This window comes from Arthrobacter sp. HS15c (assembly GCF_040812005.1).
Lineage (GTDB): Bacteria > Actinomycetota > Actinomycetes > Actinomycetales > Micrococcaceae > Arthrobacter.
The window spans coordinates 135,239-157,688 of the sequence record NZ_JBFOHM010000012.1 but is presented as its reverse complement, the minus strand read 5'-3'; the positions used below and the strand labels follow the sequence as shown (position 1 = coordinate 157,688).

The 22,450-nt window shown below is 66.6% G+C and carries 25 protein-coding genes; 5 read left to right on the top strand and 20 right to left on the bottom strand.

Annotated elements, in window-relative coordinates; translation table 11 throughout:
- Positions 1 to 10: 10 nt before the first annotated feature.
- From ABV518_RS19690 to ABV518_RS19680, 3 genes are all read right to left on the bottom strand, one after another.
- On the bottom strand, positions 11 to 496 hold the full coding sequence (locus ABV518_RS19690; RefSeq protein ID WP_367770638.1) for a regulatory protein RecX: 486 nt from the start codon (positions 494 to 496) through the stop codon (positions 11 to 13).
- A gap of 181 nt (positions 497 to 677) precedes the next feature.
- Positions 678 to 1,733, bottom strand: coding sequence for a recombinase RecA (gene recA / locus ABV518_RS19685; protein WP_131132453.1), 1,056 nt, complete (start codon positions 1,731 to 1,733; stop codon positions 678 to 680).
- A gap of 191 nt (positions 1,734 to 1,924) precedes the next feature.
- Positions 1,925 to 2,149 (bottom strand): DUF3046 domain-containing protein, encoded by a 225-nt coding sequence (locus ABV518_RS19680; RefSeq protein ID WP_131132454.1) that lies wholly within the window; start codon positions 2,147 to 2,149, stop codon positions 1,925 to 1,927.
- A 41-nt stretch (positions 2,150 to 2,190) separates the two neighbouring features.
- Between ABV518_RS19680 and ABV518_RS19675 the strand changes: the two genes are divergently transcribed.
- On the top strand, positions 2,191 to 2,721 hold the full coding sequence (locus ABV518_RS19675) for a MarR family winged helix-turn-helix transcriptional regulator (RefSeq protein WP_367770491.1): 531 nt from the start codon (positions 2,191 to 2,193) through the stop codon (positions 2,719 to 2,721).
- Between the two features lie 58 nt (positions 2,722 to 2,779).
- Here the strand turns inward: ABV518_RS19675 and ABV518_RS19670 are convergent, their stop codons facing one another.
- From ABV518_RS19670 to ABV518_RS19635, 8 genes are all read right to left on the bottom strand, one after another.
- Entirely contained in the window at positions 2,780 to 3,232 is a 453-nt protein-coding gene (locus ABV518_RS19670) for a helix-turn-helix domain-containing protein (RefSeq protein WP_131132456.1), read from the bottom strand.
- 152 nt (positions 3,233 to 3,384) lie between these two features.
- Positions 3,385 to 3,864, bottom strand: a complete 480-nt coding sequence (locus ABV518_RS19665) for a CinA family protein (protein WP_367770488.1) — start codon at positions 3,862 to 3,864, stop codon at positions 3,385 to 3,387.
- Positions 3,865 to 3,887: 23 nt separating this feature from the next.
- On the bottom strand, positions 3,888 to 4,511 hold the full coding sequence (gene pgsA / locus ABV518_RS19660; RefSeq protein WP_367770485.1) for a CDP-diacylglycerol--glycerol-3-phosphate 3-phosphatidyltransferase: 624 nt from the start codon (positions 4,509 to 4,511) through the stop codon (positions 3,888 to 3,890).
- 9 nt (positions 4,512 to 4,520) lie between these two features.
- A complete protein-coding gene (locus ABV518_RS19655; RefSeq protein ID WP_367770482.1) occupies positions 4,521 to 7,427 on the bottom strand; it encodes a DNA translocase FtsK in 2,907 nt (968 codons plus the stop codon).
- Positions 7,428 to 7,559: 132 nt separating this feature from the next.
- On the bottom strand, positions 7,560 to 9,251 hold the full coding sequence (locus ABV518_RS19650) for a ribonuclease J (protein ID WP_367770479.1): 1,692 nt from the start codon (positions 9,249 to 9,251) through the stop codon (positions 7,560 to 7,562).
- Between the two features lie 41 nt (positions 9,252 to 9,292).
- Entirely contained in the window at positions 9,293 to 10,201 is a 909-nt protein-coding gene (gene dapA / locus ABV518_RS19645; RefSeq protein ID WP_310166261.1) for a 4-hydroxy-tetrahydrodipicolinate synthase, read from the bottom strand.
- 99 nt (positions 10,202 to 10,300) lie between these two features.
- Positions 10,301 to 11,047, bottom strand: coding sequence for a carbon-nitrogen hydrolase family protein (locus ABV518_RS19640; protein WP_367770475.1), 747 nt, complete (start codon positions 11,045 to 11,047; stop codon positions 10,301 to 10,303).
- A gap of 32 nt (positions 11,048 to 11,079) precedes the next feature.
- Positions 11,080 to 11,502: a hypothetical protein gene (locus ABV518_RS19635; protein WP_367770472.1), complete on the bottom strand. Its 423-nt coding sequence runs from the start codon at positions 11,500 to 11,502 to the stop codon at positions 11,080 to 11,082.
- Positions 11,503 to 11,627: 125 nt separating this feature from the next.
- Between ABV518_RS19635 and ABV518_RS19630 the strand changes: the two genes are divergently transcribed.
- The gene (locus tag ABV518_RS19630; protein WP_367770469.1) at positions 11,628 to 12,863 is read left to right on the top strand and encodes a heparan-alpha-glucosaminide N-acetyltransferase domain-containing protein; all 1,236 of its coding nucleotides are present in this window, start codon (positions 11,628 to 11,630) and stop codon (positions 12,861 to 12,863) included.
- Between the two features lie 47 nt (positions 12,864 to 12,910).
- Here the strand turns inward: ABV518_RS19630 and ABV518_RS19625 are convergent, their stop codons facing one another.
- From ABV518_RS19625 to ABV518_RS19595, 7 genes are all read right to left on the bottom strand, one after another.
- The gene (locus ABV518_RS19625) at positions 12,911 to 13,390 is read right to left on the bottom strand and encodes a hypothetical protein (RefSeq protein ID WP_367770466.1); all 480 of its coding nucleotides are present in this window, start codon (positions 13,388 to 13,390) and stop codon (positions 12,911 to 12,913) included.
- Positions 13,391 to 13,393: 3 nt separating this feature from the next.
- Positions 13,394 to 14,164 (bottom strand): 4-hydroxy-tetrahydrodipicolinate reductase, encoded by a 771-nt coding sequence (gene dapB, locus ABV518_RS19620; RefSeq protein WP_367770463.1) that lies wholly within the window; start codon positions 14,162 to 14,164, stop codon positions 13,394 to 13,396.
- 109 nt (positions 14,165 to 14,273) lie between these two features.
- The gene (locus ABV518_RS19615) at positions 14,274 to 14,735 is read right to left on the bottom strand and encodes a molybdenum cofactor biosynthesis protein MoaE (RefSeq protein WP_367770460.1); all 462 of its coding nucleotides are present in this window, start codon (positions 14,733 to 14,735) and stop codon (positions 14,274 to 14,276) included.
- Complete coding sequence (locus tag ABV518_RS19610) at positions 14,725 to 15,252, bottom strand: MogA/MoaB family molybdenum cofactor biosynthesis protein (protein WP_367770457.1); 528 nt, start codon at positions 15,250 to 15,252, stop codon at positions 14,725 to 14,727. The genes ABV518_RS19615 and ABV518_RS19610 overlap by 11 nt, the downstream gene beginning before the upstream one ends.
- Positions 15,249 to 15,734: a cyclic pyranopterin monophosphate synthase MoaC gene (gene moaC / locus ABV518_RS19605; protein ID WP_367770454.1), complete on the bottom strand. Its 486-nt coding sequence runs from the start codon at positions 15,732 to 15,734 to the stop codon at positions 15,249 to 15,251. Before moaC ends, ABV518_RS19610 begins: the two co-directional genes overlap by 4 nt.
- Entirely contained in the window at positions 15,722 to 17,056 is a 1,335-nt protein-coding gene (gene glp / locus ABV518_RS19600) for a gephyrin-like molybdotransferase Glp (RefSeq protein ID WP_367770451.1), read from the bottom strand. Before glp ends, moaC begins: the two co-directional genes overlap by 13 nt.
- 24 nt (positions 17,057 to 17,080) lie before the next feature.
- Entirely contained in the window at positions 17,081 to 18,559 is a 1,479-nt protein-coding gene (locus tag ABV518_RS19595) for a molybdopterin-dependent oxidoreductase (RefSeq protein ID WP_367770635.1), read from the bottom strand.
- Between the two features lie 256 nt (positions 18,560 to 18,815).
- Between ABV518_RS19595 and moaA the strand changes: the two genes are divergently transcribed.
- Both moaA and ABV518_RS19585 read left to right on the top strand, forming a co-directional pair.
- On the top strand, positions 18,816 to 19,943 hold the full coding sequence (gene moaA / locus ABV518_RS19590; RefSeq protein ID WP_367770447.1) for a GTP 3',8-cyclase MoaA: 1,128 nt from the start codon (positions 18,816 to 18,818) through the stop codon (positions 19,941 to 19,943).
- Positions 19,944 to 19,947: 4 nt separating this feature from the next.
- Complete coding sequence (locus ABV518_RS19585) at positions 19,948 to 20,214, top strand: MoaD/ThiS family protein (RefSeq protein WP_367770444.1); 267 nt, start codon at positions 19,948 to 19,950, stop codon at positions 20,212 to 20,214.
- Positions 20,215 to 20,315: 101 nt separating this feature from the next.
- Here ABV518_RS19585 and ABV518_RS19580 read toward each other — a convergent pair whose 3' ends face one another.
- The gene (locus tag ABV518_RS19580; protein ID WP_367770441.1) at positions 20,316 to 21,476 is read right to left on the bottom strand and encodes a helix-turn-helix transcriptional regulator; all 1,161 of its coding nucleotides are present in this window, start codon (positions 21,474 to 21,476) and stop codon (positions 20,316 to 20,318) included.
- Positions 21,477 to 21,633: 157 nt separating this feature from the next.
- Between ABV518_RS19580 and ABV518_RS19575 the strand changes: the two genes are divergently transcribed.
- The gene (locus ABV518_RS19575) at positions 21,634 to 21,915 is read left to right on the top strand and encodes a hypothetical protein (RefSeq protein ID WP_367770438.1); all 282 of its coding nucleotides are present in this window, start codon (positions 21,634 to 21,636) and stop codon (positions 21,913 to 21,915) included.
- Positions 21,916 to 21,966: 51 nt separating this feature from the next.
- Here ABV518_RS19575 and ABV518_RS19570 read toward each other — a convergent pair whose 3' ends face one another.
- On the bottom strand, positions 21,967 to 22,428 hold the full coding sequence (locus ABV518_RS19570; protein ID WP_367770436.1) for a DUF1579 family protein: 462 nt from the start codon (positions 22,426 to 22,428) through the stop codon (positions 21,967 to 21,969).
- Between the last annotated feature and the right edge of the window lie 22 nt (positions 22,429 to 22,450).

The following is a 22,450-nucleotide window of genomic DNA, read 5'->3' as shown; positions in this document are numbered from 1 at the left end:
CCAAACGGGCCTACTCCTCAGGCAGGCTGTCCTCGTGCATGCTGTCCGAACGCGAGGCGAGCACCTCGCCCACAATCCGGAAGGCCTGCGACGGCTGGTACCCCTTGCGCGCAAGCATTGACGCGAGCCGCCGGGTGGTCTTGTCCCGCTCGGCCCGGTCCGACAGGTCGGTGCCGGGCCGCAGCTTCCGCTCCACGAGCAGGCGCGCGGCCGTTTCCTCGTCGTCGTCGGTGAGTTGTTCCAACGCTGACGCAGCCGTGTCCGCGTCGATCCCCTTGTCTGCCAGCTCGCGGCGCAGCGCGCCCTTGGCGAGCTTCCGCGACTGGGACCGGCTGCGCACCCACATTTCCGCAAACTCGGCGTCGTCGATGAGCCGCACTTCCTGGAACCTGTCCAGCACGGCCTCGGCAACGTCCTCGGGGATGTTGCGCTCGGCCAGCTTGCGCGACAGCTGCAGCCGGCTCTTGGCCGAGCTGGTCAGCTGCCGCAGCACTATCGCGCGCGCAACAGAAGCAGGATCCGGTTCGGGGTCAAACGCGACCGAAGAATCCGGACTGGGCCCGTCCGGTCCGAAACCTGAGCGTCCGCCGCCCCGGCCCCGCCGGCGCCGGCCTGGACCGGTGCCGGAGTCCGGGCCCGGGCCGAAGCCCGGACCATCCGTGAGGTCCGCGGTGTCCCTAGAAGCCGTCAACAGCCTTCAGCTTCGGTGTGTCTTTTGAATCGGCTTCGGCAGGCTTGACGCCGACCCCCAGCTTTTCCTTGATCAGGCGCTCAAGCTCGGCAGCGAGTTCCGGGTTGTCACGCAGGAACCGGCGGGAGTTCTCCATGCCCTGGCCGAGCTGGTCGCCGTCGTACGTGAACCATGAACCGGACTTCTTGATGATGCCGTGCTCCACGCCCATGTCGATGATGCCGCCCTCGCGGGAGATGCCCTGGCCGTAGATGATGTCGAACTCGGCGATCTTGAAGGGCGGCGCCATCTTGTTCTTGACGATCTTGGCCTTGGTACGGTTACCGACCGAATCCGCACCTTCCTTGAGCGTCTGGATGCGGCGGACGTCAATGCGGATGGAGGCGTAGAACTTCAGGGCCTTACCACCGGTGGTGGTTTCAGGGGACCCGAAGAAGACGCCGATCTTTTCGCGGAGCTGGTTGATGAAGATGGCGGTGGTCTTGGTCTGACTCAGGCGGCCGGTGATCTTACGCAGCGCCTGGCTCATCAGGCGGGCCTGCAGGCCCACGTGGCTGTCACCCATGTCACCTTCGATTTCCGCACGCGGCACCAGGGCGGCCACGGAGTCAATGACGATGACATCCAGCGAGCCGGAGCCAATCAGCATGTCCATGATTTCGAGGGCCTGCTCGCCGGTGTCCGGCTGGGAAACCAGCAGCGCATCGGTGTCAACGCCCAGCTTTGCGGCGTACTCGGGGTCCAGGGCGTGCTCGGCGTCGATGAAGGCTGCGATGCCGCCCAGGCGCTGGGCGTTGGCTACGGCGTGCAGCGCAACGGTGGTCTTACCTGAGGATTCCGGGCCGTAGATCTCCACCACGCGGCCGCGGGGCAGGCCGCCAATTCCCAGGGCGACGTCCAATGCGATGGATCCGGTGGGGATGACCTCGATGGGGGCGCGGACTTCATCGCCCAGCCGCATGACCGAGCCCTTGCCGAACTGCTTGTCAATCTGTGCCAGTGCTGCGTCGAGCGCCTTCTGACGATCCGGGGCTGCCGCCATGGTTCACACCTCTAATGCTTTCTCGCTTTGGAGTGGCCTGAGCGGCCGTTTCTTGGTCATCTCTGACGCTAATGGCACCCACTGACATTCTGGCCGGATGACATCGGCTATGTGGATAACCCACTAGGAAAAGCATAGCTTTACCCGAACAGATATTCGAACAATCCGGCGGCGTGTCAGCGCAGTTCAGGTCAGTCGCGGAGGGGTTTGATGTCACGGCCGAGGCGCCGTTCCGGCGGGACGTCCTGGACGTCGCAGACCGCCAGCCATACCTGCCGGGGGCTCACGCCCGCTGCCAGGGCCTGGTCCGCGGTGCGTCCGCCGACCCCGGCAAGGATCAGGGAACCGCTCACAACGCGTGAGTATCCGGAGCCGAATTCGTCGTCCATCAGACGCCAGTAGTCACTGATTCGCACCAATAGAGTCTCTCATGAAGCAGGACCTTAGAATTGTTGCCATGAGCAACTCCCCCGACGTTCCCGCTCCCGCCGGCGCTTCTGACGACACCGTCGACGCGGCGTTGAAGACCGTGGAGCATCAGATCAGCGTCTTCTGGCGAAGGGCGCGGTCCGTGTCCCATCAGCTGTCCCGCCAGGTCCACCCCGACATGGAGCCTGCGGCGTACGGCCTGCTCACCGTGATCCGGCGCGAAGGTCCCATCCGCCTCACCGATCTGGCCCTGAGTATCGGCGTCGGGAAACCCTCGGTCAGCCGGCAGATCGCGTTCCTGGAAAGCATCGGGCTGGTCTCCAAGGAGGCCGACCCGCTGGATGGCCGCGCCCAGGCGATCCGGCTGACGCCCAAGGGCGAAGAGAAAATGCACCAGGTCCAGGACGCCCGGCGCGAGGTCTTCCGGGAACGGCTGGGCGAATGGCCCCTCGAGGACCTGCAGACGCTGGCAACGTACATGGCCAAGCTCAACGCCACGTATGAACGCGATGGCTTCCCCCAGGACGTGGCTCCCGTGAAGAAAGACACCCAGCCCTGAGACACCAAAAGCCTCCGGCTTGCTGCCGGAGGCTTCGGTGGTTAATCGTTCAGGGGGCTTACCGTGCTCCGGAAAGCAGTCCCTTGGAAAGTTCGTTGGTGAGTTCGGCGTTCAGGTCCCGCTCGAGGTCGCGGCCATAGCGCTGCGAGAACTCCTGCGGAACGGTGTCCGGAACAGCAACGCCCTCTGCGACGGCGACGCGGTCGCTGACTTCACGGAGCATGCTGGACAGGGGTACGTCCAAAGCGGAGCAGATCGAGGACAGAAGCTCTGACGAAGCTTCCTTCTGGCCGCGCTCCACTTCACTGAGGTATCCCAGGGAAACACGGGCACTGTGCGAAACTTCGCGAAGAGTACGCCCCTGACGCTGGCGGACATCGCGCAGAACATCACCGATTTCGTGACGAAGTACAACCATCTTGCGCTCCTTCTGTTCGCTCTTGCCCTGATCGGCGAGGCCCACATCCTTCCAGCGGACAACGCCGTTTACGGATACGGGCTGCTTTACCATCTGTATCGCCTTGCTCCCTCATAAGTCCGGTCCGCCGTCGAGCGAACCGTGGTGGTGTAATCATCCTAGGCGCCTCCGCTCTCCGGAAGCGACACAATGTAATAACTAATGGGTACCGGGATTTGTTCCCGGATACTTTACCCCCGGTAACTTCAGGAAGATAGGGCTGCCAGGAGACGCTCCAGGGCGGCTCCGCAGGCCTGGCCACGGATCTCTGCACGGTTGCCGGAGAAGCCGTAGTCGAAGGACTCGGTGCCGTCCGCCGTCGCGACCCCGATGTATACGGTCCCCACGGCCTTGCCATCGTGCTCCTCCGGGCCGGCAACACCTGTCGTGGCCACGCCAATGTCCGAGCCCAGGGCGGCGCGGACGCCGGCTGCCATGGCAGCGGCAACTTCCCCGTCCACGGATCCGGCGGCGGCAAGCAGCTCCGGCGAAACGCCCAGGACGTCGACTTTGACGGAGTTCTGGTAGGCCACGACACCCCCTTGCAGCATTCCGGAGGCGCCGGCGGTGTCGGCCAGGATGGCGGAGACCATTCCGGCGGTGAGCGACTCGGCCGTGGCGACGGTCAGCCCCCGGTCCAGGGCGTTTTTGACTGCTTCCCCGGCGAGGTGGTGGAGGTTTGTCATGTCTGCTCCTTGTCTACAGTGGCCTACTGGCCGACATTGCGCTTTCCCTGCGCACGGAGCCGCAGGGCTTCAACCACGTATTCGACGCCGGTCCAGACCGTGATCAGCACGGCCACCATCATGACGGCGAAAGCCACCCAGGCAAGCCACGGGGCAAACGCGGCGAGCGGCAGGAGATAGAGGAAAATCGCGGCGGTCTGAACCACTGTCTTGAGCTTGCCGCCACGTGAGGCCGGGATCACGCCGTAGCGGATCACAAAGAAGCGCAGGGCTGTAATGCCCCACTCCCGGACGAGGATCAACACCGTGACCCACCACGGGAGCTCCCCGAGGACGGACAGCATGACCAGGGCGGAACCGATCAGCAGCTTATCGGCGATGGGGTCGGCGATTTTGCCGAAGTCGGTGACGAGGCCGCGACTCCTGGCGATGTCGCCGTCGAGCTTGTCAGTGTAAATCGCGACGGCGAACGCCAGCACCGCGGCCCAGCGCCACAGTCCGGACTCGCTGCGCAGCCCTGGGGCATCGGCTATCAGGAACCAGACGAAGAAAGGCACCAGCGCGATGCGCAGCATGGTCAGGATGTTGGGAAGATTCCAGATCCCTGAACTGCTGGAGCCGGCGGCGGTTGCTTCGGTGCTAGTCACCTTCCTAGGCTACCGTCCGGTGAGTGACCAGGCGTCTTCGGAGCCGTCTTCGTCGTCGCTGGAGCCGGTGTCCGCGCCGTCGAAGTATTCGACGTTCTGGCTGCGCTGGTCCAGGTCCGCCTGCACGAGGTCCTCTGCGTAGCCGCCCTGGGCGATGTTGGCGTTGGCGTTATCGCTCAGTGCCGCGGTCTGGGAGTCCGGGGAAACCGGCGCGTCCTGCCCCTTCATGGCGGCGAGGACCGCGGCGAGGTCGTCGGGCTTGACCAGGACGTCGCGAGCCTTGGAGCCTTCTGACGGGCCAACCACTCCCCTGGACTCGAGAAGGTCCATGAGCCGCCCGGCCTTGGCGAAGCCGACGCGGAGCTTGCGCTGCAGCATCGAGGTGGAACCAAACTGCGTGGTGACCACGAGCTCCGTGGCCTGCAGCAGGACGTCGAGGTCGTCGCCGATGTCGTCGTCGATCTGCTTTTTCTGCGCCTCCGGGGCGACGTCGTCGCGGTAGACGGCCTTCAGCTGGCCCTTGACGTGCTCGACGACCTTGTGGATCTCGGACTCGGTGACCCAGGCGCCCTGGACGCGCATGGCCTTCGATGCGCCCATGGGCAGGAACAGGGCGTCGCCCTGGCCGATGAGCTTCTCGGCGCCCGGCTGGTCCAGGACCACGCGGGAGTCAGTGACCGAGGACGTGGCGAACGCCATCCGGGACGGGACGTTGGCCTTGATCAGGCCGGTGACGACGTCGACTGACGGACGCTGGGTGGCGAGGACCAGGTGGATGCCGGCGGCACGGGCCAGCTGGGTGATGCGGACGATGGAATCTTCAACGTCGCGTGGCGCCACCATCATGAGGTCGGCGAGCTCGTCAACGATCACCAGCAGGTAGGGGTAGGGCCGGATGACGCGCTTGGAGTCGACCGGCGGCTGGACCTTGCCGGCACGGACCGCCTTGTTGAAGTCATCGATGTGCTTGAAGCCGTAGTTGGCGAGGTCGTCGTAGCGGGCGTCCATCTCACGGACCACCCACTGCAGGGCCTCCGCGGCCTTCTTGGGGTTGGTGATGATGGGGGTGATCAGGTGCGGGACGCCTTCGTAGGCGGTCAGTTCCACGCGTTTGGGGTCCACCATGACCATGCGGACCTCGTCCGGGGTGGCCCGCATGAGGATGGAGGTGATCATCGAGTTCACGAATGACGACTTGCCGGCACCGGTGGCGCCGGCCACGAGAAGGTGGGGCATCTTGGCGAGGTTGGCCACAACGTAGCCGCCTTCGACGTCCTTGCCGACACCCATCACCATGGGGTGGTCGGTGCGGCGGGCGTTCTGGCTGCGGAGCACGTCGCCGAGTGAGACGGTCTCACGGTCCGTGTTGGGGATCTCGATGCCGATGGCGGACTTGCCGGGAATCGGGCTCAGGATACGGACGTCGGAGCTGGCCACAGCGTAGGAGATGTTCTTGGACAGAGCGGTGACCCGCTCCACCTTGGTGCCCGGGGACAGCTCGATCTCATACCTGGTCACGGTGGGACCGCGGCTGAAGCCGGTCACCTGCGCCTCGACGTTGAACTGGTTGAGGGTCTCCGTCAGGGAAGCGACGATGGCGTCGTTGGCTTCGGTGCGCTCCTTAGGAATGGAGCCGGGCGTCAGGACGTCCGACGACGGCAGCGTGTAGGTGACGTCGCCGGCCAGCGAGAGCTGCTCGGTCCGCTGCGGAATAGGGGTGGGCAGGGGTGCTGGCGTTACCGGTTTGGCCGGGACCTGTACCGGGTTCAGCGACCCCGCAGCGACCATGCCCGGCGTCACGAGCGGAATCGCTTCGGTGGCGTTCTCCCCCGCCGACGGCGAATGTGCTGCCGTTCCCAGCCCCTGGGCGGCCTTGATCTTCTCGACGGCGATTTCCGCCTGGGTGGGGCGGCGCACGCCGGGGGCAAGGCGCGGCCCCGGGCTAGGTTTCGCGTCGTTGGCCGGGTCGTCGTCGTCGATGACGGCGTGCTCGAAGGCCTCGTCGCCCACATAGCCTTCCAGTCCGGCGTCGGAGTCCTCGTCCTTTCCGAACAGCCGCCGCCTCTTCTTCTTGGGTGCTGCCGCAGGGGCCTGTTCCAGGTAGCTGCGGTCGTGGCCGTCCCTGTCCTCGTCCGGCTCCTGGAGGTCGATGCCCATCAGGTGCTCGTAACCGGCCCGCAGCCGCCGTGGAATCGCACCGAAGGGCGTGGCGGTGATGATGAGGAGCGAAACAAATGCCAGCAGGCCGTAGAGGGCCACCGGAACGGCGGCATGAATGGCCGCAAGCGGCGAGGCGGCCAGGAAACCGAGCATGCCGCCGGCCCGGCGCAGTCCGTCGAAGCCGTCAGCAACGGTGGGCTGTCCGCCCACGATGTGGGCCAGGCCGCAGCCGGCGAAGGTCATGATGAGGAAGCCGATGCCCACCCGGTTGTTGCCCCGCCCGTCGGACGGCTGCCGGAAGAGGCGGAACGCGCAGACAAAGAGCATCAGCGGCAGCAGCAGCGACATCCATCCGAACGTTCCGTTGACGACGCTGTAGACGGCGTCGGGGAACCACCCGGTGAGACCCCACCAGGCGAACGTGGCGATGAAGACCCCGAGAACCAGGTTGAACAGTGCGGCGCCGTCCCGGCGGTCTTCTGCGGGCAGGTCGCTGACGTCGTGGCCAATCCTGCGGACGCCGCCTCCCACCAGGTGGCCAATGCCCAGCCAGGCGCCGCCCACAACGCGGACCAGCCACGGCTGGTGCTCTTCGACAGCGGGCAGCTGGCGGGTGCGCGCAGTGCTGGAGCGTGCGGTCGTCCGGCCGGTTTTGGACGCCGCGGAGCCGGCCCCGCGGCCAGTGGTGCTGCCGGATTTGGCACTGGCGGAGCCCCTGGCGGGGCCCTTGGGCGCGGAAGTAGTACGAGTGGCCATACCTGCCACGCTACCCGAACCGGGCCGGAATTCCGCGGATTTCCGGGCCGTTCCGGGCTTGCATTTTGAGACACCGAAGGCCCGGATCCAGGAGGACCGGGCCTTCGGTGATTCCGGTGGGGCTCAGGGTTGTTACGCCTCGAGCACCACGGGGATGATCATGGGGCGGCGGCGGAGCTTCCGGTTGACCCAGGTGCCCACCACCCGGCGGACCACTTGCTGCAGCTGGTGGCTGGTGTGGTCGGAGTGGTTCAGGACGGCCTCTTCGAGGGCGGCGTTGATCTTGGGGATGATGTCGTCGAAGACTGAATCGTCCTCGGCAACGCCGCGGGCGTGGATCTCCGGCCCGGAGACCACCTTGCCTGTGGCCCGGTTGATGACCGTGATGATGGAAATGAAGCCCTCATCCCCCAGGACCCGGCGGTCCTTGAGGTCGGCGTCGGTGATTTCGCCGACGCTGGAGCCGTCCACATAGACAAAGCCCACTTCGACCTGGCCAACGACGTCGGCGCGGTGGTCCTTGAGGTCGATCACGGTGCCGTTGTCCGCGAGGATGACGCTGGCCGTGGGTACGCCGGATTCGATGGCGATTTTGCCGTTCGCGATCAGGTGGCGGGTCTCGCCGTGCACCGGCATGGCGTTGAGCGGTTCCAGGATGTTGTAGCAGTACAGCAGCTCACCCGCGGCCGCGTGGCCGGAGACGTGCACCTTGGCGTTGCCCTTGTGGATTACGTCGGCGCCGAGCTTGAGCAGGCCGTTGATGATCCGGAACACTGCGTTCTCGTTGCCGGGGATAAGGCTGGAGGCCAGGATGACGGTGTCGCCGTCGCCCACCACCACGCGGTGGTCGCCGTTGGCCATGCGGGACAGGGCAGCCATCGGCTCGCCCTGGGAACCGGTGGACATAAGCACGACGCGGTTGTCAGGCAGGTTGTCGATGTTCTTGATGTCGACAATGAGGCCGTCAGGAACGTCAAGGTAGCCAAGCTTCGCGGCGATGGCCATGTTGCGCACCATGGACCGGCCCACGAAGGCGACCTTGCGGTTGTGCTTGGCTGCGGCATCAAGGACCTGCTGCACGCGGTGCACGTGCGAGGAGAAGGATGCCACGATGATGCGCTTGGTGGCCTGGCCGAAGAGCCGTTCCAGGGTGGGGCCGATTTCCTTCTCAGCCGTGGTGAAGCCCGGCACATCCGCATTGGTGGAGTCGGACATAAAGAGGTCCACGCCTTCTTCGCCCAGCTTGGCGAAGTGGCGGAGGTCGGTGATGCGGCCGTCCAGCGGCAACTGGTCCATCTTGAAGTCGCCGGTGTGCAGGACGGTGCCGCCGGCCGTGCGGATGAATACGGCCAGGGCATCCGGGATGGAGTGGTTGACCGCGACGAACTCGCATTCGAAGGGGCCGAACTTCTCCACCTGTCCCTCTTCAACTGTGAGGGTGTAGGGGCGGATGCGGTGTTCCTGCAGCTTGGCCTCGATCAGCGCAAGGGTCAGCTGGGAACCCACCAGGGGGATGTCGGCCCGCAGCCGCAGGAGGTACGGGACTGCGCCGATGTGGTCCTCGTGGCCGTGGGTCAGGACGACAGCCACGATGTCATCGATCCGGTCCTCGATGTACGAGAAATCGGGCAGGATCAGGTCAACGCCGGGCTGGGTTTCTTCGGGGAAAAGGACACCGCAGTCCACCACGAGGAGCTTGCCGTCGATTTCGAACACGGCCATGTTCCGGCCGATCTCCCCCAGCCCGCCCAACGGTACGATCCGAAGGGTGCCTTGCGGCAGGGCGGGAGGGGTGACAAGGCCGGGAAGGGCGATTTGGGTCATAGTGCACTACTTTCCAGGCGGAAGGGTGCCGGTCTTAGCCTTCAGGAAAAGACCAGCCCTCCTTCAGCCAAGTCCTCGCGGATGGTTACGATCTCGGCTTCGTCCGGCTCCACGAGGGGCAAACGGACAATCGAGTTGGGCAGGACTCCCTGCCATTTAAGAATCTGTTTTGCGGCAACGGCTCCCTGGACGCGGGTCATCGTGGCGCGGATGACCGGCTGGAGCTCAAAGTTGATCTTCCGGGCAGTCGCGAGGTCGTTCGCGTTGACGGCGTCGATCAGTTCGCGGAAGCGGCGGGTCGCGACGTGGGTGGTGACACCAACGAGGCCGACGGCGCCGAGGGCCATCCAGGGAAGGGTCAGTCCGTCATCACCGGAGTAGAAATGAAGGTCAGTCTCCGCCATAACGCGGGTTGCGGCGGTGAAATCGGCCTTGGCATCCTTGACAGCGACGATGTTCGGGTGCTGCGCGAGGCGGATCATCGTTTCAGGCTCGATCGGGATGGACGAGCGGCCCGGGATGTCATACAGCATGACCGGCACATCGGTTGCTGAGGCGATGGCCTCGAAGTGTGCGCGGACGCCTGCCTGGCTGGGCTTGTTGTAGTAGGGCGTGACGAGCAGGAGCCCGTCGACGCCCAGCGCGGCCGCCTTCTTCGAAAGGTGTACGGAGTGCGCCGTGTCGTTGGTTCCGGTTCCGGCGATGATGGCGGCCCGGTCGCCGACGGCTTCCTTGACAGCACGGAACATGCCGAGGTTTTCCTCGTCAGTGAGGGTGGAGGTCTCGCCGGTGGTGCCGGTAACCACCAGGCCGTCGCAGCCATCATCCACGAGCTTGGTAGCCAACTCTGCCGCCTGGGCGTAATCCACTTCGCCATCCTTGGTGAAGGGTGTAACCATGGCGGTCAGGAGGGTACCAAGGGCAGGGATGTTCGCGGATGTGTGAGGCATGGAAAAAACGTTACCCTGTCCGCGGCTGGTTAGGACAATGGCGGGGACGTGATGAACGTCAAATATCGCCTGCCGTATGCGTTGTTGGGGCTCAATGTCTCAGCGGAATTTCAGCAGCGCGCTCCGCGAAAGGGTTGCCGTGACCACTTCCGTTCCTGTTCCTGCCGCCTTCTTCATCCGCAGGCCGTCAGGTCCCCAAAAACCGCTCAGGCCGCACGAGGATCCCAGGGCGGTGGTTCCACCAAGGTTGGCCAGTATGGCAAACATCCGGTTATCCATGGCCCGGGCGCCCAGGTGAAGCTCGAGCCGGTGGTCCTCGTCCGTGGTGTAGAGGGCAGAAACCGCGTAGGCATCGGCGCCAGCCTCTGCCGCTCCGGTTGAATGGGCGGGCACGGCGGCATCGAAGCAGATGGCAAGGCCGATCCGCCAACCGTCGAGTTGCAGGACGCTTGCATCGTTGCCGGCAACAAAGATGTCCTTTTCCCGGCCATGCAGGTGTGTCTTGAAGACGGTTTCTGTGGTGCCGTCCGGATGGATGGCGAGGGAAGCCAGCCGCGGAGTGCCCCCGGGTTCCCGGTAGGCGCCTCCCACGACGGCCGTTATTCCGGTGCGGCGGCAGATTTCACGGACATCATGGAGCCGCTCGTCGCCCTGGACGAGCCAGTGTTCGGGGGACGCCAGCAGTGCGAGGTCGTAGCCAAGCAGGGACAGCTCCGGAAACACGGCCAGCCGTGCACCGTGCGATTCTGCGTCCTCGATCAGGCGGACGTGCTCCATCGCATTGGGGAGGATTCCACCGTCGAGGGCCTGGTACTGGACGGCGGACACCGTCAGGGCATTGGTCACCTCTCCATCCTAGGGAACCGGACAGGACACATTCAGGGTGAGGAGACCCCGCCCTGCTGCCGGCCGTGGTCCGACCGCGGCATGTCCGGACCGCAGTAGCGTCCGACGGCGGCCTCCCGCAGGCTCTCAGCCCAGGTGGCCAGGCGCTGGGCGGCCCTGACGTAGTGGAAGAGTTCCGTGGGCGTGAGGGCGTCCAGATCTGTTTCTGACAACCGGCGCGCCAGTTCCGCGCCGGCCGGCTGTGCGGCCAGCGCGATGCCCTCCTGCTGCCACTGGACATCCTCGGGGGCTTCCCCGGCCACGAGCTGCCTGAAAAGGTAGTCGACGACGCCGGGGCTCATGGCCTTCATAAGTCCCGCGGGCGCCGCCGGACCGTCAGGGCCGCGGCTGGTCCGGTCCGATCCTTTTCCCGCCGGAAGGGCTGAGGGTGGCTGTGGCTGTGATGGGGTGTGCATGCCGTCAATATTATTCGAACATATATTCGAACACAAGGCCTGCGCGGCAGTGTCCCAGGAGTTTCAGTGACGGGACTGCCGGCACTTGACTGCCTGTCCCCTGCATCCTGTGAGACGATCGGCTCATGACCTCCCGCGCCACGGCAAAGCCATCCAGGGCGCCCCGAAGCTCATCATCCGCGGATCGGCTCCGCGGAATTGACGCGGCCCGTGGGCTGGCCCTCCTGGGCATGATGGCCACCCATCTGCTCCCCACATTCGAGTCCAACGCCGACCTCACGCCCACGTGGATCGGCCTGACGTTCTCGGGCCGCGCAGCCGCCCTCTTCGCCGTTCTGGCGGGAATCGGCCTCGCGCTGTCAACGGGAAAGCAGGTGCCGGCGGAAGGCGCCCGCCTGGGGGCCGCCCGCCGCGGGATTGCCTTGCGCGCGGCGGTGATTGCCGCCGTCGGACTGACGCTGGGCGGGCTGGAAGTCAACCTGGCCATCATCCTGGTCCACTACGCAGTGCTGTTCCTGTGCGTCCTTCCGTTCCTGGGCCTGAAGCCGAAGGCGCTGTGCGCCTGGGCGGCGGGATGGATCCTTGTTTCGCCGGTCCTTGCCTACCTGCTGCGGCCCTGGCTGCTGGCGTCCAACCCGCCCCTGAAGCTTGGCCACAACCCGTCCTGGGAGGATCTGTCCACGCCGGGCCCGTTATTGGGCGACCTGTTCCTTACCGGCTACTACCCCGTTTTCCAGTGGATGTCCTACCTGCTGGTGGGCCTGCTGATCGGACGCCTTCCACTGACCAGAGCCCTGGTGCCGTGGCTGCTGCTCGCGGGCGGAACGGTACTGGCAGTCTTCACCAAATCCCTGGGTGTGACCGCGATGGAAACCTGGGGAGGGAGGGCCGCCCTTGAGGACGTGCTGAACGCCCCCAACTACCCCCTGGACAGCGTGCTGCAGGTCAACCTCACCGGCGTACCGCAGGAGGGCTCGTGGTGGTGGCTGGCCTCCGCTGCGCCGCATTCCGGCACCACCCTGGACCTGGCGCATACGTCCGGCGTGGCGGCCGCAGTGGTGGGCGCCTGCCTGCTGCTCGGCAGGCTCGCGGACTGGCTGGACCTGGACCTGCTGCTGCCGCTGCGCGGGCCGGGTGCCATGACCCTGACCCTCTACACGGTCCACGTCTGGGTGGTGGCGGGTTTCTACCTGAAGCCGCTCCCGGCAGGCTGGACCGAGGACGGGATGTATTTTGCCCACGCCGCCACAGCCATCATTGTGGGCACCGTTTTTATCCTGCTGAAATGGCGGGGGCCACTGGAATGGCTGGGCCATGGCGCCAACCAGCTGGGCCGGATGGAGCGGAACGCCCTGCGCTGAAGGGCCGGCGCGCTGCCCGCCCAACTGCCCGGGACGGAGCGCAGAGGCTACGCCGGGACCTTGCCCCGGAACAGCTTCACGGCGTCGCGCATGGACGCCCGGGCGCGTTTGCGGTCCCCTGCCGCGTCATAGGCGCAGCTGAGCCGGAACCAGGAACGCCAGTCCTCAGGTGCCGCTTCGGCCTCTGCACGGTACTTTTCGAATTCCGCATCCGCCGCTGAGCGGACAATCCGTCCGGCGGGGGTGCGCGGCAGTTCGTCCACCGGGAGCCCGCCCTCGGCCTCGAGGACCTTCGCCATCTGCTCGGTGCGGGCACCGAACAGCAGTTCACGGATCATGGCCCACGCGCCAATAATGGGCAGCACGAGGTAGGCGGCGCCGATGGCCTTGGCGGCAGGATTGCTGTCCAGCAGCAGCAGGACGGACCGCTGGAAGGAGACCACCAGGTAGAAGACCAGCAGGAGCGTCACCGCGCCCACCCAGATCTTGGTGCGGTTGTTCCGGAATGCGGCCACCACGTCAGCCACGGCTCAGAGCCCCAGGTCCAGGTAGCCGTCGAGCCCCACAGTGAGGCCGGGGTGTGAGGCGACGTTGCGGACACCAAGCAGCACGCCAGGCATAAACGACGCGCGGTCAAAGGAGTCGTGACGGAACGTCAGCTGCTCGCCGGGACCGCCGAGGAGCACCTCCTGGTGGGCCACCAGGCCGCGGAGCCGGACGCTGTGGACGCGTACGCCGTCGACTTCGCAGCCGCGCGCGCCGGCGAGTCCGGAAGTGGTGGCGTCGGGGCTTGCCGGTACGTTGGCGGCCTGCCGCTCGGCCGCGATGAGCTGGGCGGTCCGGACGGCGGTGCCGGAGGGTGCGTCCACCTTGTCCGGGTGGTGCAGTTCGATGATTTCGACGGAGTCGAAGTACTTGGAGGCCTTCGCGGCGAACGCCGAGGCGAGCACGGAGCCGAGGGCAAAGTTGGGGGCGATCAGCACGCCGGTTTCCGGGTGCTCCGCGAGAAGTGCTTCCAGGGCGGCGAGGCGGCCGGCGTTCCAGCCGGTGGTGCCGACGACGGCGTGCATTCCGTGTTCGACGGCGTACCGGACGTTCGCTTCGGTGCTTTCGGGAACGGTCAGGTCCACCACGAATTCGGCGCCGGCGGCGGCCAGCTGGTCCAGCGAGTCGCCACGTCCCAGGGCCGCTACCAGCTCCAGGTCGGGGGCAGCTTCAACGGCTTTGACGGCTTCGGCGCCCATGCGTCCGTTGGCGCCCAGGACGGCCACACGCCGGGGTACGGAAAGTTGTTCGGTCATGCCGTTAACCCTACCGTCGGGCCGGACGCCGGATGGAACCGGAGGCTGTGCGTTACCTCCCCACCGCCAGGACAGCCAAGCCGACAGGCAGGCGAAAGGCAGCCGGGAATCAGCTCCCGGCGCCCACCCACTCCACCGTGCCGTCGGAGAAGAACTGTTCCTTCCAGATGGGCACCTCTGCCTTGATCCGGTCCACCAGTTCGGAACAGACGGCAAAAGCCTGGCCCCGGTGCGACGCCGAGACGGCACAGACCAGCGCGGGATCCCCAATTTCGAGCATGCCGATGCGGTGGGCAGCCCAGATGCGCACCGGCTGGGTGGCTGAACCCCCGCCCGCCTGTTCGGCAACAAGCCGGGCGACGACGTCGGCCATCACCTGGTGGGCCGTGGGGTGCGCGCTGTAACTGAGCCGCTCAACTGCCTTGCCGCCGTCGTGGTTCCGGACGACGCCGCTGAAGCTGACCACTGCCCCCGCGGCATCCGACTCCACCGCGGCGATGGCCTGGTCCACGGAAATGGGCTCAGCGCTCAGGACCGCATGGACCACTTCGAAAACGGATTCAGTGCCCATGGTTGCCCTCCAGTTGGTCGCAAAGGTGCCCGATCACGGGGTCCAGGACGGACAGTCCGTCCATGACGCCCTTGGGTGAACCGGGCAGGTTGACGATAAAGGTGCGGCCGTGCGCGCCGGCGTGGCCGCGACTCAGCGCAGCCAGCGGTGTTTTGGCCTCGCCTGCCCGCCTGATGGCTTCCATGATGCCCGGGATTTCCCGGTCCAGGAGCGGCAGCGTGACGTCGGGCGTGCGGTCGTCCGGGCTGAGGCCGGTGCCGCCGCTGGTGATCACGACGGCGGGATGCTGGGTGAGGAGCGCACGGATGGCCGCGCCGACGGGCTCACCGTCCGGGACCACCATGGCGGGGAACGTCTCGAAGCCATGCTCGGTGAGCCAGTCGATGATGACGGGCCCGGTTTCATCCTGGTAAATTCCGGCGGCGGCCCGGGTGGACGCGATGACCACCCCGGCCTTCCGGCCCTGGACGTCGCCGTGCCGGTGCGGCTCCGGCAGGAAAGTACTCTCAGTGCTCACAGTTTCCAGTCCCCGCTCTTGCCGCCGCTTTTCGCCAGCACCTTGATGTCCGTCAGGACAGCGTGCTTGTCCACGGCCTTGATCATGTCGTACACGCTGAGGGCGGCCACGGAGGCCGCAGTGAGGGCCTCCATCTCCACGCCGGTGACTCCCCGGGTCTTGACCGTGGCCAGGATGGAGACGGAATCCGCACCGAGCCCGAAGTCCACCGTCACCTTGGACAGCGGCAGCGGATGGCACAGCGGAATGAGTTCGGGCGTCTTTTTGGCGGCCATGATGCCGGCGACGCGTGCCACGGCCAGGGCATCGCCCTTGGGCAGGCCGCCGGATCCCAGCAGGGCCATGACCTCTGCGGTGGTGTTAACTGTGGCCGTGGCGGTGGCTTCCCGGGTGGTTTCGGCTTTCGCCGACACGTCCACCATCTGGGCGCTGCCGTCCTGGCGCAGGTGGGTCAGGCTTGGTTCTGGATTCACAGCATCCATACTTCCACCTCGTCGCCCTCTGCGAGCGCCGAGACGCCAACAGGGACGTGGACCAGGGCGTTGGATCCCGCCAGCGCGTGCATGAGGTGGGAACTTTCGCCGCCTTCCAGGCGCACTGTTCCGTCGGACTGGAGGCTTCCACGGCGGACCTGGTGCTTGTGCGCGGGCGAACTGAGTCCGTGGGCCAGGCGGGCGCGGACGGGTGCGCGTGGCGCCGGCGATCCGAACAGTCCGGACAGCACGGGCCGCAGGAACATTTCGAAGGAAACCAGGCAGCTCACCGGATTCCCTGGGAAGCCGAGGAAAGGAACCCCTTCGAACGTCCCGATTCCCTGCGGGCCGCCGGGCTGCAGGGCGACGTGGAGGAAGTCGGCGCCCTGCCCCTCGAGCACCTGGCGCACCACTTCGTAAGCCCCCATGCTGACACCGCCGGTGGTGACTATCAGGTCCACCGACGGCGCGTGGCTGCTTAGCAGGGCTTTGAGTTCCCCGGGGCTGTCGGTGGCGATCCGCGTGCGCACTACCTTCAGTCCGGCCTGGCGCATGGCGCTCTCCAGCAGGGTTCCGTTGGAGTTGTAGATCTTGCCGGCCGGAAGCTCCTGGCCGGGTTCCACCACTTCATCGCCGGTAGTGACCAGCAGGACTGTCAGGGCTTTGTACACGGTGACGTCGGCGAGGCCCAGGCCTGCCAGGAGGCCCAGCTGGGCCGGTCCCAGGAATGTCCCGGCAGCCAGCGCCCGCTCCCCCGCAGCGAGGTCGCTGCCCACGGACCGCACAAAGGTCCCGGCCGCCGTCGCCGGCAGCCATACCGTGCTGTCCGTACCGGGATCGGGGAACCGGTCAGGGACTGCCCGTTCCACAGGGACGACGGCGTCCGCGCCGGGCGGGATCGCGGCACCGGTCATGATCGGGGCGGCTGTGCCCCGCTCCAGCGGCGCTGGTATGGCACCTGCGGGGACGGGGGCAGCCACACGCAGCTTCGCGCCGCCGTCGGGAATGACCGCACTCTTGACGGCAAAGCCGTCCATCTGGGAATTGGCGAACGGCGGCAGGCTGACGGGCGCCGTGACGTCCGCTGCCAGGCCCCTGCCCAGCGCGTCCTGCAGGGCCAGTTGTTCGGTGCGTCCGGGCACGCTGAGCGGCGCGAGCAGGTCCATAACTGCTGAGAGGTGGGCCGCCACCGACCGCGCGTGGTGGTTGCCGGTGCGGTGGCTTCCGGAGTGCCGGGCGCCGTCGTTGTGCGTACCCTCGGGCGGGATAGCTCCAGGCGGGATAACTTCTGGGGCGGGCGCGTGGCCGTGCGGATGCGGGTCGCTGGGCATGGGACTGCTTTCGGTTGCGGCCAGTTACGGTTTCACGTCAACTGTAATGGTGTGGAAGCCGGTGGCTCCGTCGGGGGCAACCGGCCTGCGCTCCTCCGCCTGAGCTTTGCCCTTGAGGTCAGTGGCACGGACCTGGACCTCATACTGGCCGGGGGTCAGTTCAATTCCGCACGTCCACTGGTACCAGGTGTCAACGGAGATCCCCGGGGCAAGCTCTGCCTCCTGCCAGTTTCCGCGGTTGACTCGCAGTTCCACTTTGCCAATGCCGGTGTGCTGTGCCCAGGCGACGCCGCCGAGCATCACTATGCCGGCGGTGACCGTGCGGCCGTTTCGCGGCACGTCGATGCGGGACGACGTTTTGATGGGTCCGTGGTCCGACCAGCCGCGCGGCGTCCAGTAGGCGACGTCGTCGGCGAACCTGGTGACCTTGAGTTCCGTGAGCCATTTGGTGGCGGAGACGTAGCCGTAGAGACCGGGGACCACGAGCCGCACGGGGAACCCGTGCTCCAGCGGCAATGGGTCGCCGTTCATTCCCACGGCCAGCATGGCGTCCCGGCTGTCGGTGAGGACCTCAAGGGGCGTGCCCGCCGTCCAGCCGTCGGTGCTTCTGGAGAGGACCATGTCCGCGCCGGGCTGCGGCCGGGCCAGGGCCAGCAGTTCACGGACCGGCCAGCCCAGCCAGCGGGCGTTGCCGATCAGGTCACCGCCCACTTCATTGGACACACAGGCGATGGTGACGTGCCGTTCGATCAGCGGTTTGGCCAGGAGCTCGGCGAAGGTCAGCTCGACTTCCTCGGCCACCAGGCCTGTGACCCGAAGGACCCATGTCGCGGGATCAATGGCTGGAACGGTCAGGGCGGTATCGATGCGGTAAAAGTCGACGTTCGGGGTGACCAGGGGTTCCATGCCGCCCAGCCCCACCTCCGCGCCGGACGGAATGGCCGGCGCGGCCGATCCCGCGGCAGGGAGCTGAAGCTGCTGGCGGGCATCATTGACGACGGCGGCCGCGCCCCGCCACACGGCGGCGAGGAGTCCGCCCACTGCCGTGGCCGCCGCACCGCCGGCCAGCAGTTGCAGGAAGCTGCGGCGGGGCGGCCCCGCCTCCCCCGCATAGGCCACCTTTTGGGGCCATCTGTGCAGCCGGCCCGTGAGGAGGCGCAGCAGGATCACCGCTGCCACCGCCACCAGCAGCGGAACGACGACGGCGCCAGGGGTCGCCTGTTGCCGCGTCAGCACGGCAGCCACTCCGGTGAGCCCAAAGACGCCTATCACCACAGCCCCGGCGAAACGCCTGCGGTATTCGAGGACTCCGGCCAATGCGGCCAGCGCCGCGATGACCACTGCCATCCCCACCAGCAGCGCCACTTTGTCGGATGTGCCGAACAGGGCAATGGCCCATTCCTTGACCGCCGGCGGAACGGCGTCGATCACAGCCCCGCCGACCGCTGTGAGGGGCGAAACGGCGGGGCTCACCAGACCGGCCAGCAGTTCCCCGAGCACCACGCCGCCGCCCACCGCCACGACGCCCGAAGCAGCGGCCCAGCGGGCGTTCCGGTTGCGTGCACCTGCGGTTCCTGGCGCGGCCAATGGGCGCGTGCCGCCGTCGGACGTTCCCTCATTGTGCTGGGGCGTATTCACACCTCCAGCATAGGTTCGCCGGGGCCGCACGGCACGGGCCGGGCGGCCATGCCCTTGCAGGAATCCGGGCCCCGGCGTCACGGGCGTGATCAGGGGGCCAAACGTGGCGTAGCCTGAATTCATGAGCGTTCAGCTAGGCATACCGCAACCACGGGACAGCGCAGGCACTGGCCTGCCGCCCGGGCCTGCCGCTCGCCCGGCAGATGCGCCCGCGGGGCTGGCGGACCGCTATGGCCGCCGCGCGACGGACATGCGGCTGTCCCTGACTGACAAATGCAATCTCCGCTGTACGTACTGCATGCCTGCTGAGGGCCTGGAATGGCTGGCGAAGCAGGCGGTCATGTCGGCCCAGGAGATCGTGCGGATTGTGCGGATCGGCGTGGACCGGCTGGGGGTCCGGGAACTCCGGCTGACCGGTGGCGAGCCGCTGGTCCGGCATGACCTGGTGGAGATCATCACAGCCCTCCGGAGCAACCATCCTGATTTGCCCATCTCGATGACGACCAACGGGGTGGGCCTGGCGAAGAAGGCCGCTGCCCTGAAGGCTGCCGGGCTGACCCGCATCAATGTCTCCCTGGACTCCCTGCACGAGGAGACGTTTACCAAGCTGACCCGCAGGCCCTTCCTGGACCAGGTGCTCGCCGGCGTGGACGCCGCCTGGGCTGCCGGCCTGGGCCCCGTGAAGCTTAACGCCGTGCTCATGCGCGGCATCAACGACGCCGAATCGCCGTCGCTGCTCGCCTGGGCGCTGGACCGCGGGTACGAGCTGCGCTTCATCGAGCAGATGCCCCTTGATGCCGACCACGGCTGGACCCGGCGGAACATGATCACCGCCGCCGAAATCCGCTCCCTGCTTTCCGTGGACTATGTCCTGAGCCCGGATCCCCGCGCCCGCGACGGCGCCCCGGCGGAGCGGTTTGAAGTACGACGCCGGGCGGCCGGGTCTGAGGACGCGCAGGGGCCGGTACTGGGCACCGTGGGAATCATCGCCTCTGTCACCGAGCCGTTCTGTTCGGACTGCCGGCGGACCCGGATCACCGCCGAGGGCAAGATCATGAGCTGCCTGTTCTCCCGGGAGGAGTACGACCTCCTGGGGCTCTTGCGCGAAGGGGCCAGCGACGACGCCCTGGCCGAACGCTGGCAGGACGCCATGTGGGTCAAACCCAAGGCGCACGGCATGGACCACGTTGGACTGGACGCCCCGGACTTCGTCCAGCCGGACCGCAGCATGAGCGCCATCGGAGGCTGAATTCTTGAACGTACGATACTTCGCTGCCGCGCGCGCCGCTGCGGGTGTGGAAGAGGAGCAGTTCGACCTGCCCGCAGGCGCCACAGTGGAGTCCCTGCTCGAGGCCGTGCTGGCAGTCGACCGGCCTGCACCGCCCGCCGGCACCCCTCCCCTGCCACGCATCCTGTCCCGGAGCAGCTTCCTGCTCAATGAGGTGGCTGTACGGGACCGGTCCGTAGCCCTCGGGCCGGGCGACGTCCTGGACGTTCTCCCGCCCTTTGCCGGGGGCTGAGGCACTTTCGCGCCTGCTTTTGGGCGCGAACGTACAGTTACGGCCCTCGCTTTGGCGCGAACTGGCAGGTATTACCCCAAAACCTCTCTTCTTTGAGGGTGTTAGCTGCCAGTTCGCGCATTCCCTCCCCGCGCCATGGCCAACAATGACGCGCGGGTCCGGACCCCACAGTTTTCAAAAATCTGTTTGAACTGGTCCTGGACGGTGTAGGCAGTTGTTCCCTGGGACGCGGCCATGGACGCCGTGCTCGCACCGGCAGACGCAAGCTCCAACAATTCCCGCTGCCTGGGCGTCAGGCCAAAACACCGTGCAAACATGTCCAGGCGTGCCCCTGGAGGACATTCCTGGATAGTCACGGCGAGGGGCGGGGTTGCGCCGGGGACTCCGGACGCCATCCGGCTGGCCCTGAGAATGCCCCATCTGCCGGAGCCCAAGTGAACCCGGGCCGCAGCGTCGTGATCGTCCACGCCCGCCTCCCGGGCCAGCAGTTGGGCAGCCACATTCAGGACCTCAGCCGGCACGGCCTGATAAGGGCGCGGCCCTGGCTGGAGTAATTCCAGCCAGTCCCTGGTCGACGCCGTCTCACCCACCACTGCCATGTTTTCGTCCAAAGTGAGAACAGCCTGCGGGGGCAATTCCACTCGACTGGCCCCCTTCCCTGGACGTCCGGTCTTTGAAGGCGCTTTTGTCGTCGGCACGTCGGCCCGGCCGTGTTCGGCGTGGTCCGGCGGCCCAAATTGCCGTGCAATCGAGCGTCGCAAGGCAGGGGTCAGCTCCCCTGCCACGTCAGCGAGGTATCCGGCTTCCGCCTCGGAAAATGTGCCATGGCTACCTACCTTCCACAGGTCCAGCCAGCCCCAGTACCCGTACTTGTCCGCAAAGACCACTGAGAGGACATCGGTGACGCCGTATCGCTGCATCACGCCCTCCCAGAGCGGGCTCCGGGAGGCATCGCCGCCGGTGGCTCGAAGCAAAGTCGAAGCCGGTGACGCGGAACCGGCCAGGCCGGTCCACCGTGCCTGTCGGGACAAATACTTCAGCCGGATCAGCAGCGGTAGCTCCTCTGGACAGGGAATCCTGGCGCGGGGTGCAACGCCGGTTGCTGTCACCGGATCACAAAGCGGCCACACGAAGGCATCGAACGGCACAACCCGTCCCACTTCGGCCAGTACCTCGGCGCGCAGTGACTCATGGTCCACAGTTGAATCTCCCAGGGCCCGAATCCGCTCCAGGCTCCGGGTCAGCCCCCGGCCGGTAATCATTTCCCCAGTATGCGCCCGACATCGGCGAGCCACCTTGGCTGAGCGGCTCCAGATTTCTGGGATACCAGCGGTAAGAGCGTGAGCCTAGTTTGGGAAGTGCCGATGAAAACTCATGGCGTACCCAACCCGGCATCAGGCCCCGAAGGAGCATCTCGAAATGTTCACCCTCCAGATTGAACACAGCATCAAGGACTTTGATATGTGGAAGGCCGCTTTTGACCGCGATCCGGTCAACCGCGCCGCCTCCGGGGTTGTGTCGCACAGGATAGGCCGGCCCGTGGACGACACCCACTACGTGGTGGTGGAACTGGACTTCGCGAGGCTCGAACAGGCCCAGCAGTTGCTGGCAAACCTCAAGGCCACGGTGTGGAATTCGCCTCTCGCTGCTCCTGCCCTGGCCGGCGCGCCGCAGACAAGAATCGTGGAATCCGCCGGTTGAGGGCGCGCTTCGCGGGCCGCAAGTGTACGTTCGCTCTGGGACGGGCGCCGGTCAGGCGCGGAGGCACTCCGAAACCATGAACGGGACGAAATGGGGCGCGTCCCCGAGGCGCAGCTCTGCGGTGTGGGTGAGCACGCCGTTGTCCACATGGAACGAATGGCGGGCGGTCCCCCGGTCGCTGTGCCTCTCCACCCGGAGGATGCCGTCCACCCACGTGCAGCGGGCCGGGGTGCCCGGCGGCAGGCCCAGGCTGTCCACGTAGTACCAGAGAACGTCCTCGTGGTCAGGGTCGACCGTGAACACGCCGTGGCCCTCAAAGTGCGTGCCGTCCGCTTCCGTATGACGGTAGCTCTGCACCACGGCATAGCCACCGGCTGCCCGGGTATAGTTCACTTCCGCAGTGGCTGTGCGCTCAGGTCCCCACGCGGACGCTGCAAGCCGCGTCGTTCCACGCCAGTGTCCCAGGAAGTTCTCGAGCACCGCATGCACGGTGCCCGGCTGCGGGCGGTTCATAGCTCCATTATGTCTGGCGCCC

Coding starts and splice junctions, on each gene's coding strand:
- ABV518_RS19570 (WP_367770436.1), bottom strand. CDS start 22,428: ATGAACCGCCCGCAGCCGGGCACCGTGCATGCGGTGCTCGAGAACTTC.
- ABV518_RS19630 (WP_367770469.1), top strand. CDS start 11,628: ATGACCTCCCGCGCCACGGCAAAGCCATCCAGGGCGCCCCGAAGCTCA.
- ABV518_RS19665 (WP_367770488.1), bottom strand. CDS start 3,864: ATGACAAACCTCCACCACCTCGCCGGGGAAGCAGTCAAAAACGCCCTG.
- ABV518_RS19635 (WP_367770472.1), bottom strand. CDS start 11,502: ATGCACACCCCATCACAGCCACAGCCACCCTCAGCCCTTCCGGCGGGA.
- recA (WP_131132453.1), bottom strand. CDS start 1,733: ATGGCGGCAGCCCCGGATCGTCAGAAGGCGCTCGACGCAGCACTGGCA.
- moaC (WP_367770454.1), bottom strand. CDS start 15,734: ATGGATGCTGTGAATCCAGAACCAAGCCTGACCCACCTGCGCCAGGAC.
- ABV518_RS19650 (WP_367770479.1), bottom strand. CDS start 9,251: ATGACCCAAATCGCCCTTCCCGGCCTTGTCACCCCTCCCGCCCTGCCG.
- ABV518_RS19655 (WP_367770482.1), bottom strand. CDS start 7,427: ATGGCCACTCGTACTACTTCCGCGCCCAAGGGCCCCGCCAGGGGCTCC.
- moaA (WP_367770447.1), top strand. CDS start 18,816: ATGAGCGTTCAGCTAGGCATACCGCAACCACGGGACAGCGCAGGCACT.
- ABV518_RS19675 (WP_367770491.1), top strand. CDS start 2,191: ATGAGCAACTCCCCCGACGTTCCCGCTCCCGCCGGCGCTTCTGACGAC.
- dapB (WP_367770463.1), bottom strand. CDS start 14,164: ATGACCGAACAACTTTCCGTACCCCGGCGTGTGGCCGTCCTGGGCGCC.
- ABV518_RS19580 (WP_367770441.1), bottom strand. CDS start 21,476: ATGATTACCGGCCGGGGGCTGACCCGGAGCCTGGAGCGGATTCGGGCC.
- ABV518_RS19575 (WP_367770438.1), top strand. CDS start 21,634: ATGTTCACCCTCCAGATTGAACACAGCATCAAGGACTTTGATATGTGG.
- ABV518_RS19615 (WP_367770460.1), bottom strand. CDS start 14,735: ATGGGCACTGAATCCGTTTTCGAAGTGGTCCATGCGGTCCTGAGCGCT.
- glp (WP_367770451.1), bottom strand. CDS start 17,056: ATGCCCAGCGACCCGCATCCGCACGGCCACGCGCCCGCCCCAGAAGTT.
- dapA (WP_310166261.1), bottom strand. CDS start 10,201: ATGCCTCACACATCCGCGAACATCCCTGCCCTTGGTACCCTCCTGACC.
- ABV518_RS19670 (WP_131132456.1), bottom strand. CDS start 3,232: ATGGTAAAGCAGCCCGTATCCGTAAACGGCGTTGTCCGCTGGAAGGAT.